General features: G+C 65.8%; 11 protein-coding genes and 1 pseudogene. 6 read left to right on the top strand and 6 right to left on the bottom strand.

Annotated elements, in window-relative coordinates; all coding sequences use genetic code 11:
* The 3 genes from MQH10_RS00140 to MQH10_RS00130 all read right to left on the bottom strand — a co-directional run bounded on the left by MQH10_RS00140 (window position 1) and on the right by MQH10_RS00130 (window position 3,719).
* Window positions 1-567 carry an MAPEG family protein gene (locus MQH10_RS00140; RefSeq protein ID WP_242562051.1) on the bottom strand — a complete coding sequence of 189 codons (567 nt, stop codon included), beginning with the start codon at window positions 565-567 and terminating at the stop codon, window positions 1-3.
* Complete coding sequence (locus MQH10_RS00135; protein ID WP_242562050.1) at window positions 564-2,777, bottom strand: class I SAM-dependent methyltransferase; 2,214 nt, start codon at window positions 2,775-2,777, stop codon at window positions 564-566. The genes MQH10_RS00140 and MQH10_RS00135 overlap by 4 nt, the downstream gene beginning before the upstream one ends.
* Before the next feature lie 69 nt (window positions 2,778-2,846).
* Complete coding sequence (locus MQH10_RS00130) at window positions 2,847-3,719, bottom strand: cation efflux transmembrane domain-containing protein (protein ID WP_242562049.1); 873 nt, start codon at window positions 3,717-3,719, stop codon at window positions 2,847-2,849.
* Between the two features lie 162 nt (window positions 3,720-3,881).
* Between MQH10_RS00130 and MQH10_RS00125 the strand changes: the two genes are divergently transcribed.
* Window positions 3,882-5,819 carry a cytochrome c/FTR1 family iron permease gene (locus MQH10_RS00125; protein ID WP_242562048.1) on the top strand — a complete coding sequence of 646 codons (1,938 nt, stop codon included), beginning with the start codon at window positions 3,882-3,884 and terminating at the stop codon, window positions 5,817-5,819.
* On the opposite strand, the pseudogene MQH10_RS00120 reads toward MQH10_RS00125, so the two are convergent.
* The 3 genes and pseudogenes from MQH10_RS00120 to MQH10_RS00110 form a co-directional block, all read right to left on the bottom strand.
* Window positions 5,816-7,860, bottom strand: a pseudogene (locus tag MQH10_RS00120) (NAD(+) synthase). The gene MQH10_RS00125 and the pseudogene MQH10_RS00120 sit on opposite strands and share 4 nt — an antisense overlap.
* A gap of 84 nt (window positions 7,861-7,944) precedes the next feature.
* Window positions 7,945-8,445: a signal peptidase II gene (lspA, locus tag MQH10_RS00115; RefSeq protein WP_336605024.1), complete on the bottom strand. Its 501-nt coding sequence runs from the start codon at window positions 8,443-8,445 to the stop codon at window positions 7,945-7,947.
* Window positions 8,446-8,498: 53 nt separating this feature from the next.
* Window positions 8,499-9,767 carry a sodium:proton exchanger gene (locus MQH10_RS00110; RefSeq protein ID WP_242562046.1) on the bottom strand — a complete coding sequence of 423 codons (1,269 nt, stop codon included), beginning with the start codon at window positions 9,765-9,767 and terminating at the stop codon, window positions 8,499-8,501.
* An 804-nt stretch (window positions 9,768-10,571) separates the two neighbouring features.
* On the opposite strand from MQH10_RS00110, the gene MQH10_RS00105 reads away from it, so the two are divergent.
* The 5 genes from MQH10_RS00105 (at window position 10,572) to MQH10_RS00085 (ending at window position 15,039) form a co-directional block, all read left to right on the top strand.
* Window positions 10,572-11,021, top strand: coding sequence for a MerR family transcriptional regulator (locus MQH10_RS00105; RefSeq protein ID WP_242562045.1), 450 nt, complete (start codon window positions 10,572-10,574; stop codon window positions 11,019-11,021).
* A gap of 1,567 nt (window positions 11,022-12,588) precedes the next feature.
* A complete protein-coding gene (locus MQH10_RS00100) occupies window positions 12,589-13,113 on the top strand; it encodes a copper-binding protein (RefSeq protein WP_242562044.1) in 525 nt (174 codons plus the stop codon).
* 77 nt (window positions 13,114-13,190) lie between these two features.
* Window positions 13,191-13,832 (top strand): hypothetical protein, encoded by a 642-nt coding sequence (locus MQH10_RS00095; RefSeq protein ID WP_242562043.1) that lies wholly within the window; start codon window positions 13,191-13,193, stop codon window positions 13,830-13,832.
* A gap of 87 nt (window positions 13,833-13,919) precedes the next feature.
* Window positions 13,920-14,516 (top strand): CC0125/CC1285 family lipoprotein, encoded by a 597-nt coding sequence (locus tag MQH10_RS00090; protein ID WP_242562042.1) that lies wholly within the window; start codon window positions 13,920-13,922, stop codon window positions 14,514-14,516.
* 133 nt (window positions 14,517-14,649) lie between these two features.
* Entirely contained in the window at window positions 14,650-15,039 is a 390-nt protein-coding gene (locus tag MQH10_RS00085) for a response regulator (RefSeq protein WP_242562041.1), read from the top strand.
* Window positions 15,040-15,064 lie beyond the last annotated feature (25 nt).

Genomic DNA, 15,064 nt, shown 5'->3' with positions numbered 1-15,064 from the left:
TCAACGCAATAGATTCGCACCGACGTCGACGATGGCCCAGCAGTAGGCGCCTATGATGGGCAGCGCTGTGGTGGCGATCCCAAAAGCGCGGCCGCCGGCACCATGGGGATAGCCGCGAAGGAACGTGATCCGCCCGACGCTGAAGAGGACGACGGCCCCAACGATGTAGGCTAGCGCGGCTTCACCCCTGGTCGTGGCGAGCGCCAAGATGCCAAGGGCGGCCACGAAGGCCTGCTCAAGGGTGTTCTGCAGGAATGCAGCGGGAACCGCCAGGCGTGCGCTTGGCCGGCTGAAGGCGGAGCCGGCGTTGTCAGCGGCCGACGCGAACCGCACGTTCGCAACCCTGCGCACGGCCAGCAGGACCCAGAAGCCGAGCACCAGGTTGGCCCGTAGGCAAAAGGCCACGCGGTCGGCCACGGACGTCGGGAATTCGAAGAGTCGCGGGAGGCCGAGGCTCGCCAGCGCAAGGGCCGGGACGCAGACGATGAACGCGAGGGCGGCTTGCCGGCGAACCGCTCTCTGCTCCTTCGCCAGGTCGACCGGCGGCGGCGTGAATTCTCCCGTCATCGGAGCATCTTTTTCGGTCGAGCCCAAAGCCGGTAGGTGTCGCCGAAGATCTCGGGATGTTGCACCTCGTGGCGATGAAGTCGCTGGAGATCGCGCATTGCGCCCGCTTGCCGGTTTTCGGCGCGGTATCGGGTGCGATCCGCCGCATGGCCGAACTGCACGCCGAGAAATTCCAAGCCGGCAGCGTCCAACAGGTCGCCAATCTGAGGCAGCGTGAATCGATGCTCCTCAACGTGGAAGAGGAGGTCGCGGCAGTCGGAGAGCGTCCAGAAATCCGACGCCGGGCTCACGACGTCTTGCAACTGCGCGGGTGCGCCGGCGAGCATCAGTTCGCGCCGCAGGGCGCGGATCCCCTCCGCCGTGTCGGCGTACTGCTTTTCGGCGATGTGGTGTCGGGCCTCGACAACAGCGCGCCGGCCGATCTCGCTATAGAGCCCCAGGAAGATGAAGCCCTGCGGCTTCAACAGCTCCGAGAGCACCTTAAGACCCTTCGCCGGCTCGGCCATGTGGTGGATGACGCCAAAGCTGTCGATCAGATCAAACCGCTCGCTTAGCGCCGGGAGATCCAGAATGTCGGCTTGCATGTGTTGGACCTCGAGCCCGTATTCTCGGCTCTTGCGCATGGCGTAGCCGAGGCTGGCGCCGCTGAGGTCAATCGCGAGGATCGACGCGTCACGATAGGCGCCCGCCACGCGCAGTGTTTCCAGTCCCGTGCCGCAACCTGCGATGAGCACGCGGGGAGCCTCAGTCTCGGGAATCTCCCGCGCGGGAAGCTCAGGCAACGCACTCTGAACGGCCGCCCGGAACGGCAGCGGCACGCCCAGACTGCAGCGCGTCCAGCGCGGATAGGGATTTTGCTCGTACTGCTGCTGCACGGCGAGCGAGGTGGCGTCGGCCGCGGGCTTCAGCAGCGGCAAGCTAGACCGAAGACGGGCCTCCTCGGCCGGCTCGACCAGCTGTTCGCACAAGAGGTCGGCCAAGGCGGGGTGATTGAGGTCGTGGAGCCGCGCCGCGAGCGGGGTGGAAGTGAGCGGGCGGTACGCCGCCACGACGGCGATCCTGGCGGCCACGCCCGCCCCGCATTCGAACTCGTCGTGATCGAGCTGGGCGATCAGGGCATCCACGCGGCCCTGCTCTTCAGCGCCGGTGAAGAAGACATATTCGTTAAGGAACGCCTGCCGCGCGATCGCGACGACAAGGCTAAGCTCCTCCTCCAGACTTGCCGGTTCGTCGTGGGCGGCCGTCAACAGGTCGGCCCGAAGCTGCACGAGCAGAAGCTCGATCGCTGCGTCCGGGATCGGCGCAGCGGCAAGGAGCGTCTGGAACAGCGGATCCTGGACCAGCTGCGAGGCGGCGTCCGCCCTTTGCTCAAGCGTCCGCCCCAGCGCTCGCGGCGCGGCGGCGATCGCGTCCAGGAGGGCGTTAATGTTCTCGTCCTGGCGTAAGACGGCAATGGCTGCGGTCGCGAGATTCCGAGGATTGATGTCCACCCGCTCGAAGAGGCGGAGCAGGATACCCCGGAAAGCGGCGGTGCCGGGCGCAACCCGGGTGTCGCGCAGCGCGCTGGCTAGTCGCCGCCAACCCTCATCGTCCTCTTGTGCGGCCTCCACGGCCTGCGCGAGGGCGTTGAGGGCCGGGAGCCCCTGCCCGAGATGTAGTAGGGAGACACCAAGGTTGGTGAGAAGGGTCGGCCGCATGGGATGGCCGATGGGCGCATTTGCACAGCCGACTTGGAAGCGTGTTGCTGCGGAGCCGAGGTCCCCCCGCTGTAGCAGCAATAGCCCATATCCGTTGAGGGCGTTGAGCAGGGCCGGAGACTGGCGCAAGGCGGATTGGTAGCTACGCTCGGCGTCCGCCCCCTGCCCCATCATCCGGAAGATGTCGCCTGCGGCGGCGTGGGCTTCTGCAAAGTCCGGTTTCAACGCCGCGGCGCGCTGGAAGAACTTCGCCGCTCTCGGATAGGCCAGCATGCGCCTGTGCGCCTCTCCCAGATTGAACTGGATGAACGGGTTCCGAGGCTGGCCGGCGGCCGCGCGTTCAAACCATGTCAGGGCGTCCTCAGCCCGGCCTGTGTTCATGGCCACGGTTCCGAGGACATTCTGGGCCGACGGATCCGCTGGCCTGACGGCGAGGACGCGTTCGGCGTGAAGCTGCGCCTGGTCCCACTCGCCGCCGTTCAAAAGCGCGACCGCGCGCTGCAGGTCCGCCATCACCTGGGGCGGCGGCCCGACGGCCGGCGGTCGGCGCAGCAGAGGTGGCGGCGGCCGTCTCATAAGCGGCTACGCCGGGCTCAGCGCCTGCGACTCGCGCAGATCGGCGCGTGCGTCGCGGACGATCGACCAGGCAGACTGCAGGAAGAGCCCGCCAATGATCACCGCCACCACGAGGTCCGGCCAGGCCGTCTTGGTCCAGAAGACCAGGCCCGCCGCCACGACGACCGCCAAATTGCCGAGGGCGTCATTGCGCGAGAAGAGCCAGACGGCCCGGACGTTGGCGTCACCCTTCCGGTGCGGAATCAGGATCAGAGCGGCCGCGACGTTGGCCACCAGCGCCACGATCCCGAAGGCTCCCATGAGCTCAGCTTCAGGCTGGTTTAGGACGAGGACGCGGTAGCCGGTGTTCAAGAGCACGCCCAATCCGAGCGCCGCCAGGAAGTAGCCCTGGATCAAGGCCGCCTTGGCCCGCCACGCAAGGGACCATCCAATCGCCAGCAGCCCGAGGAAGCTGATCAACCCGTCGCCCACGAAGTCCAGGGCGTCGGCCTTCAGCGCCTGAGACCGCGCGACGAAGCCGGCGACGATCTCCACCAGGCCGTAGCCGACATTGATCAGGACCACGGCCCAAAGGGCGCGCCGGTACGACGGCGTGATATGGCTGAGGTCCTTCGCGATCTCGCGCTCATCGTCGTTCGCAACAACCTCGTCCCGATCCAGCTGGTAGCCGAGCTCAGCCACAGTCGCCTCGATCACGGGCGTTCGCCGTTCGGCCTTGTCGACCTTCAGGGTCATCATCGACGAGGCGATCGAGACGCGCGCCGCCTCCACGCCGGGAAGTTTGATCACCGCGGACTGGATCTTCTCGGCGCAGCTCGAGCAATCCATCCCGGTGACGCGGTAGCGAAGCGTCTCAGCGACCGCCGGCGTGTTCGGCATGCGAAATCCTCCTCTGAGCGATGAGCCTACTTGCTCTAGCGGCTAGAGGATCAAGCCATTGCGAACCTATGAGATGCGAAAGTTGCGCCCCTTGATCCTCTAGTGGCTTGAGCATGTATTCTGTTATTGAGATCCATTCTCAGTTGCAGTCAGGACGTTTCGATGCCGGCGCTCGCACGCCTTTTCCTTACGGTCGCCCTCTTGGTGGCCGCCCAGCTCCCCGTTACCGCCATGGGACAGGAGTCCGCCTCCCCGGCCGCGGTCGCCTGGCGGCTTCTCGACTACATTGCCGTGGACTACCCCCGGGCGGTCTCAGGCGGGCGCATCGTCAGTGATGCGGAGTACGCTGAAATGCGCGAATTCTCCGCGTCCGTGCGCAGCCGCATCGGCGCCCTGCCCGCCGGCCCGGCCAAGTCTCAGCTCCTCGCCGAATCCGCCGCGCTGGCCGCCGCCGTGGACCGGCGCGCCGAACCCAAGACCGTGGCGTTGCAGGCGCGGAGCCTGGGGAGCGACCTCCTCAAAGCCTACCCCGTTCCCCTCGCGCCCCGTCAGGCGCCGGACCTTGCGCGCGGCGCCGCCCTCTACGCCGAGCAGTGCGCCGCATGCCACGGCGCCAGCGGCCGGGGCGATGGCCCCACCGCCAAGAATCTGAACCCGCGGCCTGTCGCGTTCACGGACGTGGCCAGGGCCAAGGAACGTAGCCTGTTCGGGCTCTACCAGGTGATCGGTCAAGGGCTCGACGGAACGGCCATGCCAAGCTTCGCCCATCTGTCGTCCGATGATCGCTGGGCCCTGGCGTTTCATGTGGGAAGCCTCGCCTATCCGCAGGACGCCGGGCGCGCCGGCGGGGAGCTATGGCGCAGCCGCCCGGAGCTGCGCGCCGACGTTGCGGACCTGCAAGCCCTCGTGCAGACCACACCCGCCGCGTTCGCCGCACGTGTCGGCGAGCCGCAGGCCAGCCAGCTCGTCGCTTATCTGAGACGCAACCCGGACGTCATCGCGACGAAGTCGGCGGGCGGGCTGGGTGTGGCGCGCCGCAAGCTCGCCGAGAGCCTGACGGCCTACCAGGCCGGCGACCGAAGGCGCGCGGAAGAACTCGCGCTTTCCGCTTATCTCGATGGGTTCGAGCCGGTCGAGCCGATGCTCCGCGCCCGCGATGGCGGCCTCATGGCGAAGGTCGAGGCCGGCATGGGTCAGCTGCGCGCGAGCATTAGCCGAGGCGCTCCAGCGACCGAAGTCGCGACGCAGGTCCGCACTTTGGACTCCTTGTTCGACCAGTCGGCCAAGGCGCTCGCCCCCGATCAAGCCAGCGCAGCTTCGACCTTCCTGGGTGCGTTTACGATCCTCCTGCGGGAAGGTGTCGAAGCGTTGCTCATCGTCATCGCGATGATCGCTTTCTTGCGGAAGGCCGAACGCCACGACGTGCTGCCGTATGTTCATGCGGGGTGGGTGTCAGCTCTGGCGGGCGGCGGCCTGACCTGGGCGGCGGCGACCTACCTGATCTCCATCAGCGGGGCCAGCCGCGAACTCACCGAAGGCGTGGGCTCGCTGGTCTCGGCCGTGGTGCTGATCTCGGTTGGGGTTTGGATGCATGGCAAGGCGCAGGCTGGCGCCTGGCAGGCCTACATCCGAGACAAGCTTTCGGCCGCGCTTTCGAAGCGCTCGGCGTGGTTCTTGTTCCTTCTGGCTTTCATCGTCGTCTACCGGGAGGTCTTCGAGACGATCCTGTTCTACGCCGCCCTCTGGAGCCAAGGCGGACAGGTCGCGATGGTCTCCGGCGCCGCGCTGGCGGTGGCTTGCCTCGGCGTGATCGCCTGGGCGCTCTTGAGCTACAGCAAGCGCCTGCCGATCGCGCAGTTCTTCTCCTACAGCTCCCTGCTGATCGCCACCCTCGCCGTGGTGCTCGCCGGCAAGGGCGTTGCCGGGCTGCAGGAGGCGGGTTGGCTGAATGTCAGACCGCTCCCGGCGTTGCCCAGGATCGAGGTGCTCGGCGTCTTCCCGACCTGGGAGGGGCTTGTCGCTCAGCTCGCGACCTTGGCCGTCGTGGTGATCGGCTTCTGGGCCGCTGGGCGCCGCGCCGAAGGACGGGCGAACGCCTAAGGCACGTTGGCCGCCAACTCCTCGAGCCAAGTGCGCGCCGTCCCGTCGGACGCGCGCGCCAGTCCCCGCGCGGTGAGAGGTTTCCGCCTGAGATCACCTTTGGTCCGTTGGGCATGGCAGACCGCTTGAACTGACTGATTTCAAAGAAGCGGAAGAGGAACACCGCGAGCCAGTGCTTGATCGCGACGAGATCATAGGCGGTGCGGGCCTCCGCCGGCAGGTGTGCGGGCCACTGCCCCAGGTCGCGATCCCGCCAGGCATGCCAGGCCAGGAAGGCGACTTTCGAGGGTCGCAGGCCGTAGCGGGTGATATGGTAGAGGTTGAAGTCTTGCAGTTCGTAGGGTCCCACCTTGGCCTGCGTGCTCTGAATGGCGCCGGAGGCGTCCGCGGGCACGAGTTCCGGCGAGATTTCCGTGACGAGGATCGACAGTAAGGTTTTAGACGCATCGGAATCGAACTGGCCAGTCTGGGCGACCCAGCGGATCAGGTGCTGGATTAGGGTCTTCGCGACGGATCCGTTGACGTTGTAGTGACTCATCTGGTCGCCGACGCCATAGGTGCACCAGCCCAGCGCCAGCTCTGAGAGGTCGCCGGTCCCAAGCACGAAGCCAGCCCGCTGGTTGGCCAAGCGGAAGAGATAGTCGGTGCGAAGGCCCGCCTGCACGTTTTCGAACGTCACATCGTAGACGGGCTCTCCTTTGGCGAACGGATGGCCAAGGTCCCCCAGCAGTTGGCGTGCGGCGGGCTTGATATCGATCTCCTCGCCGGTGACCCCGAGAGCTTGCATCAGCTTCCAGGCGTTGGCTTTCGTGCCTTCGCTGGTGGCGAAGCCAGGCATGGTGAAGCCTAGGATGTCGGATCGCGGCTTGCCCAAGGCGTCGAACGCCTTGGCCGCGACGATCAGGGCATGCGTGGAGTCCAGCCCACCCGACACGCCAACCACCGCGTGCTTGGCTTTGGTGGCCTCGAGGCGTTTGACCAGCCCCTGGACCTGAATGCTGAAGGCTTCGTAGCAATCCTTGTCGAGTCGGTTGGGATCGTCCGGCACGAAGGGAAATCGATCGAGCCGACGTATGAGACCGAGGTCGCTGAAGCTCGGCCGGTGCTCAAACGCGACACGCCGGAAGCGTAACTCCGGATGGCCGGAAGCGCGCGCGGCGTTGTTGAAGGTCGGGGTCCGCATGCGCTCCAGGCGCAGCCGCTCGACATCGACGTCGGCCACCGCCATCTGCGCCTTGGCCGGGAAACGATCGGTCTGTGCGAGCAGCACGCCGAGCTCGTGGATCGTGGCCTGGCCATCCCAGGCGAGGTCGGTCGTGCTTTCCCCGGGGCCGGCCGCTGAATAGAGGTAGGCGGCCTGGCAGCGCAAGGATTGCGAAGCGCAGAGCAGCGCTCGGTCTTCCGCCTTGCCGACGATGATGTTCGACGCCGAGAGATTGCAAAGGATGTGGGCGCCCGCGAGCGCGGCCTGAGTGGACGGGGGCGTGGCGGCCCAGAAATCCTCGCACATCTCCATGTGGAACACGAAGTCGGCCAGGTCGCTGGCCGCGAAGATCAGGTCTGTGCCGAACGGGACCGCCTGGCCTGCTAGCCGCATCTCAAGCCCCGTCAGACCGGCGCCTGGCGCAAACCAACGGTTCTCGTAGTACTCCCGATAGTTCGGAAGGAAGCTCTTCGGCGTGACGCCCAGGATCCGCCCGCGGGAAATGGCCACGGCGCAGTTGTAGAGCCGGTCGTGGTGCGCCAGCGGCGCGCCGACGATCAAGACTGGGTTTAGGCCCGCGGTCGCCTCGGCGAGACGAGCCAGTTCCAACTCGACGCGACGCAGTAAGGCATCCTGTAGGAACAGGTCGTCGATGGCGTAGGCGGACAAGCCGAGCTCCGGAAAGAGCATGAGATCGACGCCGCGAGCGTCGCCCTCCCGCGCCAGAGTTAGGGTTTCGACCGCGTTGAACCCGGGGTCGCCGACGGCGACGCGCGGCGTGCAGGCCGCGACTCGGACGAAGCCTTGCGCGTGGATGGAATAGAAGTTCGACGTCACGGGCCCTCACCTCTGCTGTGCGATGAATCAAAGCCTCGGAGCCCGCAGAGGTTGCCGCTGGGCCGCGCCACGCGCGTCCACCATTCATCGGCGGTGTTGGTTTGAACGGAGCGCTGCTCTGGAGGTCGCGGGCGCGCGGCGCCAGGCCGATGCCAAGATCAGCCATGCAGCGCCGAGCACGATGGCGCTGTCGGCCAAATTGAACGTCGGCCAATGGGCGCTGCCGATGTGAGCGTCGATGAAGTCGGTGACGGCGCCTGCCCGTACACGGTCGAGGATGTTCCCTGACGCCCCGCCGACGATCAGCGCGAGGGGGATCGCTACGGCCAAGCGCGCCTCTCGCCACATCCATCCTCCAAGCCAAAGCGCCACGGCCCCGGTGGCGGCGACCAATGTCCAGCGGCTGAGGTCACCCGCGCCCGCGAACAGTCCGAAGGTGACCCCGGTGTTGAAACCAAGGCGCAGGTTGAGGAGGGGACCCAAGGCGACGGGCTCGGCTAAATGAGCGCGCGCCAGGAGCTTGGCGGCCTGGTCGGCCATTAACACTCCAACTGTAAGCGCTCCAGAAAGCGTCCGATGCGGCATATTTTCACCTAAATGCACGTCACCGCCCTCCGCCCCTAGCGGCCAGAAACGAGCTAGTCGCCCGCTGGGCGCTGGGCCTTGTGCGCCGTCTCCAGGCGGCGATGTGACCGCACGAGGCCATCGCGCAGGGTGCTCGCGAGCTGCTGACCGTTGAGCAGGATGAGCATCGCCGCCAAGGCCAGATAGATCCAGGCAAGGGTTGTGAGGCTCTTGATCGTCGCCGCCTCGTCCTCGCGGAAATGGAATGCCAGTCCGACCTGCACGGCGAAGAGCCCGAACAACAGGCCCGCAGCTAAAACCGAGAGTCGCAGGCGCACGAGTAGCATGATCGCGAAGAGGGACTGGGCGGCGGTAAGCAGGAATTCCTCCTTCTGCCGAGCATCCAGCGGCAGGCTAGTCAGGCCTGCAGCGCCCAGGCTCATGGCCAAGGGGAGCATGCCAACGAGAAGGGTCCACTGGTTTATCTTGTCGCTGATCATCGCGGTCAGGCCGCTCACGGCGCGGCCGGCCAGGACGAAGAGCACGGCGATCGTGACGGCAGGCGCCTCGCTGGCGAGCGGCGCCAGCCACTGGATCAGGAGGAATTCGTCGATGCCGAGAATCCGGCCTGACTGCACCATGGCTTCGGCGAACGGTTCGGCGGAGAGGGCGATAACGACGAAAGCGATCAAGGTGAGACCGCCCATCCAGGCCCATTGGGCGGCAGGAGGAAGCGAGCTAAGCGCCGCCGCAGGGCCCGGCTCCTCGTCTTCGTCGACGTCCTCGTCGGCCTTTGGCAACTGGCTGACGCGGTAGAGGTAGGCAGCGAAGATTGCGAACAGCACCGCGAAGTCGAATGGTGCGATCGCGCCTTTCAAAACGATGACGAAGGCATAGAGGCTGCCCAGAGTTAGGAAGGCGATCTCGACAGTGTTGACCGGCGAGAGCTCGACCGCCCGATTGCGTGTTCGCAGCCAATGCAGGAGCACCATGAGCGGCCAAGCCACCCCCACCAGAAGGCGGTTGGCGCCCGTCATGTTGGCGGCGGCGTAGTGGACGTAGTTCGACTGCGGCGCCTGGCCAGCGCGGAAGGCGTAGTAGAGATCGACCGCGTATTCCGGCAGGACGGTGACCAGGGCGACCAGAGCGACGATCAGCCCCTGCGAAATGTGCTTTTCAGCGGCTTCCGCGCCCCAGGAGAGCATGAAACCTGCGGCCAGAACCGCTACGCCGAACAGAAGTGCGTCCGCGACTGGGTCGGGCCGCCAGCCGGTCAGCCTCAAGCCCATCGCTGGCGCGACCGCAAGCAGGGTCATCAATATAAGAAGTACGAACCGGCGCATCTCTGACCTTTCCATCGCACCGCCGGATCGCGCGCCGGCAGGTGGTTGTCGTCCCGGTCTCGGAGAGAGGGGGGAGCGGCGTGGACCGCCCCCCCGGTTGCTCACCTCTGGGCGGGCAATTTTACTGCGGGCGCATTGATGCCTGTCGTGAACTTTGGATTTCCAGCGCTGGCCGGAGTGGAGTGGACGGCGGGCGACGTGCACGCAGAAAGCAGGACGAGCGCCAGAGCGGCGCCGGCTATCTGTGATGCTTTCATTTCGAATCTCCTTCGCGTCAATGGGCGCGTAGGCCCAAGCGGTATCGGAGCGGTGTCAAGCCGCTCACAAGGCCGTCAGGCGAAGGTCGGAGGTCGCAGCGGCGGCGCTAAGGTCAATCCGGTAGGCAGGGCGATAGACATGTTGAAGTCGATCGTGGATGGTGACGACATCGGATACTGCACTCCGTTCCGATCGCTTACCGGCAACGAGGCGAGACAGTGGCACACCGTCCTCGACGGCAGCGAAGACTTGGTCTGTCCGAGGCAGATACAGGTGAGGCTGGTGGGACAGTCGCAGTCCTTGCTGACCGCCGCCTCAAGTGGGGCCTGAAGCAAAGCTGCCACAAGAAGGATCGCAACGAACTGCGCTGGGCGCCTACACGTCCCAACGCACGAGCGTACTGCGCGTGCGACCATAATCCATATGGTGCGCCGCCTCCCGTGTAGATGCTCTAGGTCGCGTCGTAGGAGGGCCATCTTGCAAGCGTAATCCCTCTAGTTACTAGAGGATCAAGCGGCTAATGTTGTCCACGAGTTGGAGAATTCGATGGCGACCCTTTCAATTGGTAAGCTCGCGAAGGCGGCGGACGTAAAGGTTCCGACCATCCGTTTCTATGAGCAGATCGGCCTGCTGCCGCGACCGCCAAGAACGGAAAGCGATCGTCGCCTTTACGACGAGGTTTCGGTCGGGCGTCTGGCCTTTATCAAGCGCGCGCGCCAGCTTGGCTTTCCTATCGACGCCGTCCGGACCCTGCTCGACCTTTCCGATCATCCAGATCGCGCTTGCGAAGACGCCATCATTCTTGCCCAGGAACAACTCGCGGCCGTGGAAAGCAAGATCGTGCAGTTGGAGTCACTGCGGTCTGCGCTAGGGCGGATGGTCGCGTCGAGATGTGAGGGGGGTCCCGGTCGCTGCCGCGTGATAGAAGCCCTGGCAGAGCACGCACCATTCACCGGTTGTGCATCGGTTGGCGGAAATGTTGTTGCGCCGGAGTGAGCTTCTGGGCCCTAGCCGTAGGCATTCTCGCGCAAACCCCCGATGTGGACGATGTCCTAAGGTGTGGGTTCGAGCGTTTGCAAGGAGGTCGCGCCCGCAGCTTCCCCTGGCGCACCCAGGAGATAGTGGGGAGGGCCTCAAATCCGGCTCACGAAGACTCTATGTTGGCCAAGCGTCCGTCCACACCTCTGGGCGCCCCATTGATAGAGGAGGTCCCAATGACGCAGGTCCCCATTTCCCTCGCGATCCTTCGCAACCCTGGTGGCTGGCGGCTGATCTCGGACGGGGGTTTGGTTGGCGACTACGCCTATCGGGTGGATGCCGAGGAGGCGGCACTGCGGTTCGCCGCGGCCTCCAGCGGGGCCGGACGGACTATCGAGATTCTACTCCAGCAACCCGGCGGCGAACTTCGGCCTTTCTCGCAAGCGGGGGGCGTCCGATAGCGCCAAGTCTGGTCCACATGCCACATTGCTCAGAAGAGCGCACGGTCTTCGCTCCAAAGACGGGATTGAAGCCATGACCTCAGCCCGCATTGTAGCGGCGTGGGCCACGTTGGTCTTGCCCGCAACCGCTTGGGCCGAGTTGCACCCCCTGGGCGCTGCCAGCCACGCGGCGCAACATACCCCGTTGTTTTCCGCTAGCCCGTCGCGCACGGGGCTGGGAATTCCGGCGCCGCGTCCATTATCCGCTTCGCCCAATGTCCGTCTAGGCTCGGTGGAGGCAAAGCCACGAGCCATCTGTCGACGCCTGGTCCGGGACCCGCGCAAAGGCTACGTCGAGGTCACGTTCGCCTGCTGACGGAGGGCGACCGCGACCATACCCCGGCCACGATCTGAGCGCACTCCTCCGGGATGCACGATCCCGCCACCCGCCCCCCAGCGGCCCGTGCTCTCGCCGGCGGCCCTCCCAGTCCCCGGCCGCCGGGGAGACCTGTCTCGGACCGCGGGCGCATCTCATTCCAAGTTGAGACTATGACCGCAGGCGGCCTCTGTTCGGGCGAAGTGTGGATAGCCCAGGTGCTATCTGCATCCAGAGATGCGGCCGAGAATTTGGCAACACCGTCAATTGACTAGGTGGATGCACATCAAAGGCGCAGTATGCCAGCCATTGAGTAACCAGGGATGTCCCGCATGTGGCGAAGCGTGATCGCTATTGGCCTGGCGCTGGCGGGCTCCGTTCTCCTCAGTGGCTGTGCAAGCCTCATCGGGCCCCAGCAACCTCAGTACGCCTACTATGTCGTCCCCTGCGACACGCCCGGCGCCATACAGACTGGCGGAGCGGCGCCAGCCCCGCCTGGCGCGCCGGTCGGCGCCATGTCCCCCGACCCGGTTTCGAGCGCTGCCGCGCCTCCAGCCACTCCTGTTGCCGGCCCAGCCCCCTGCATCGTGGCGGCGCTTCGCGCGCCGGCGTACGCAAGCGGGCGCTATTATTCTTCAAGCTATTTTGGCCGAGGATACTACCCTCGACCCTACTATGGCGTCGGATTGGCCTTTCATGGGGACGGCCACTTCAGCGGTGGCCACGGCGGCCATCGCGAGGGCGGCCATGGCGGCGGGGGCCGCCACTGATGGACAAAAGCATCGCCATGAAACTCGCTCTGCCGCTCATCGTCATCGCGGGACTCGCCATGGCGCTGCCCGCGCTCGCCCAGTATGGCGGCCGGGGCCGCATGCCCCAATCCAGTCGTACGCCCGCGGGTCGCGGGCCGAGCCGGCCGGCGCCGAGACGCGCCCCCGTCCCTCCGCCGGTCGCGCGGGCGCCGGTCAACCTGAGCGACTACATGGCGTACGGCGTGGTCGAAGGTATCGATGCGGCCAATGGGCAGGTGACGATCACCTACCAGCCGATCGAGGTGATGAACTGGCCGGCGGGAACGAAGCCGTTCCAGGTCAGTAGGAGCAAGCTGCTCGAAGGCGTGGCGGTCGGCGACAAAGTGGGCTTCAAGATGGAGAGCCAGCAGATCACTCAGTTGCAGTCACTCACGCCCAAACCTGCCGTCGTCAGGGAGCCGCCGCTTGCCGTGGCGCCCCCGCCGCCCGCGCCTGCGCCGAAGGCCAGCGACGAGCTGTCGCGTGCGGCGTTCCGCCGATGAGGACTTTCGGGCTTAACGCGACTGCGAGCCGCCGCATTCCGGCCCGGGACGCGGTCAATGTCTGCGCGTGCGCCGCCATGACCGCGTCACTCTCACTGATGGCGACCGCAGCGGTCGCCGACGCGGAACAGGATCCGATCGCCACGGCCCCGCCTGTTGTCGCCGCGGTCCAACAGAGTTCGCGGTTTGAGGGGCCGCCGGTCGTCCCGCAGGCTCCGATGAGCACCGATGCGCAGATCGACGCTTTCATCCGCAGCGCGCCGTCAACGCCCTGGAGCAACTATGCCCCGCTCACAGGCCAGGACATCGAAGTGAAGCGGCAAATCCACGGCCAGGCCGGCGTGGCGGTGGGCACGGGAGGTTACCGAAGCGCGTTTGTCCAGACTGACATTCCGATCGGCGAGACGGGGATGCTGAGCGTCGCCGTGAGCGAATCCCGCGGCGAGCACGCGTATCGAGGCTATTACGATTATGGCTATGACCGGCCAGGTGCCTATGGAGCCTTCGGCTCCGGCGGCCTCGGGAACTTCGGCCATGGCGCGCGCCAGTCGGTCGGCGTCTCCCTATACCTTGGAGATTCGGCCCGATCCGGCGATTGTCGACGGCGCTTCAACACGACGCAGTTGTGGCCGACCGGGTCAGGGTGGACCGATGACGGCCGCTGCGTTGATCCGCGGGGCCCGCAATACGGGCGGTACGGAGCCCGAACAGCCCGTTAGGCGTGAGTGACCTGCCTTGTCGGCGCGCCTAGATCGGCTGATGTCCGCCCTGGGCAACCGTGTCGCCGCACCCGGAGTTGACTAACCATGACCAACAATAGATTTGCCGCTTCGACGATGCGCGCTCTTGCTGCTGTAGCGGCGCTCGCCGCCCTCAGCGCCTGCGCCACCGCCACGCCCTATCAGCCTCGTTTGGCGCAACAGGCGGTCGCGGGGGGTTTTTCCGAACAACGCATCGAGCCGAACCGCTTCCGGGTGACGTTCGCCGGCAACAGCCTCACCTCGCGCGAGACGGTGGAGAGCTACCTGCTGTTCCGCGCGGCCGAACTCACCCAAGCCCAGGGCTACGACTGGTTCTCGATCGCTGACCGGCAAACGGACCGGCGGACTCAGACCTATCTGCAGACCGACCCGTTCTACAATTCGTGGTACGGCTCCCACTTCGGCCACTTCGCCCCAACTTGGCGCTACCATGGCGGCCACGGCTGGAATACATGGGATTCGCACATGGGAGGCCCCTTCTTCGCCAACCGGATCGACGTCCGCACAATCCAGAAGTTCGAGGCGACCGCCGAGATCGTCATGGCTAGGGGTGCGAAGCCCCTCGACGATCCCGCGGCCTTCGAGGCGCGCGCGGTGTTGGAAAATCTAGGTCCGCGGATCCAGCGCCCCGCGCCCCACTAGAGTTTGCGGCACACGCCTTTCACTCGACCTGACGGTTAGGTCGATTCTGTTGTATAGCCATTGTGGAGACAGCCCTTCGAGGGAAGGCGGCAAAGTCAACTGGGGCTACGCTGTCGGCACACGAGGTAGAACGATGGCGAAGGTCGTGCGGCACGCGCTCGTCGTCGAAGATGAAATGATCATCGCCCTGGAGGTGGAGATACTGTTGCGAGACCTGGGACTCGCGTCGGTGGACTTCGCCTCATCTACCGCGGAGGCGCTGGAGCGGGCCATCGGCCGGCGCCCCGACCTGATAACAGCTGACATCCGAATCGTCGGAGGCACCGGGATCGACGCCATCCAGTCCATCGTTCGCCAATTGGGCACGATTCCTCATTTCTATGTCACGGGAAACCTCGACATGCTTCGTGACGTCGCCGCGCCCGCAGTCGTCGAGAAGCCGATCGACCATTGGCAATTCCGCCGCGCCTTCGAAGCCGTAGTCGGCCCCATCCTAGGCGCTGAGGGCCATCACGCGAGGTAGGGCGGGTCAACGGTTGCCGTGGTGA

Origin of the sequence: Phenylobacterium aquaticum (genome assembly GCF_022695515.1) — a bacterium.
In the GTDB taxonomy this organism is placed as follows: Bacteria; Pseudomonadota; Alphaproteobacteria; order Caulobacterales; family Caulobacteraceae; genus Phenylobacterium; species Phenylobacterium aquaticum.
The sequence above is the reverse complement of the archived record's forward strand: the minus strand, read 5'-3'. Positions and strand labels throughout refer to the sequence as shown.

Coding starts and splice junctions, on each gene's coding strand:
- MQH10_RS00140 (WP_242562051.1), bottom strand. CDS start 567: ATGACGGGAGAATTCACGCCGCCGCCGGTCGACCTGGCGAAGGAGCAG.
- MQH10_RS00135 (WP_242562050.1), bottom strand. CDS start 2,777: ATGGCGGACCTGCAGCGCGCGGTCGCGCTTTTGAACGGCGGCGAGTGG.
- MQH10_RS00130 (WP_242562049.1), bottom strand. CDS start 3,719: ATGCCGAACACGCCGGCGGTCGCTGAGACGCTTCGCTACCGCGTCACC.
- MQH10_RS00125 (WP_242562048.1), top strand. CDS start 3,882: ATGCCGGCGCTCGCACGCCTTTTCCTTACGGTCGCCCTCTTGGTGGCC.
- lspA (WP_336605024.1), bottom strand. CDS start 8,445: ATGCCGCATCGGACGCTTTCTGGAGCGCTTACAGTTGGAGTGTTAATG.
- MQH10_RS00110 (WP_242562046.1), bottom strand. CDS start 9,767: ATGCGCCGGTTCGTACTTCTTATATTGATGACCCTGCTTGCGGTCGCG.
- MQH10_RS00105 (WP_242562045.1), top strand. CDS start 10,572: ATGGCGACCCTTTCAATTGGTAAGCTCGCGAAGGCGGCGGACGTAAAG.
- MQH10_RS00100 (WP_242562044.1), top strand. CDS start 12,589: ATGGACAAAAGCATCGCCATGAAACTCGCTCTGCCGCTCATCGTCATC.
- MQH10_RS00095 (WP_242562043.1), top strand. CDS start 13,191: ATGACCGCGTCACTCTCACTGATGGCGACCGCAGCGGTCGCCGACGCG.
- MQH10_RS00090 (WP_242562042.1), top strand. CDS start 13,920: ATGACCAACAATAGATTTGCCGCTTCGACGATGCGCGCTCTTGCTGCT.
- MQH10_RS00085 (WP_242562041.1), top strand. CDS start 14,650: ATGGCGAAGGTCGTGCGGCACGCGCTCGTCGTCGAAGATGAAATGATC.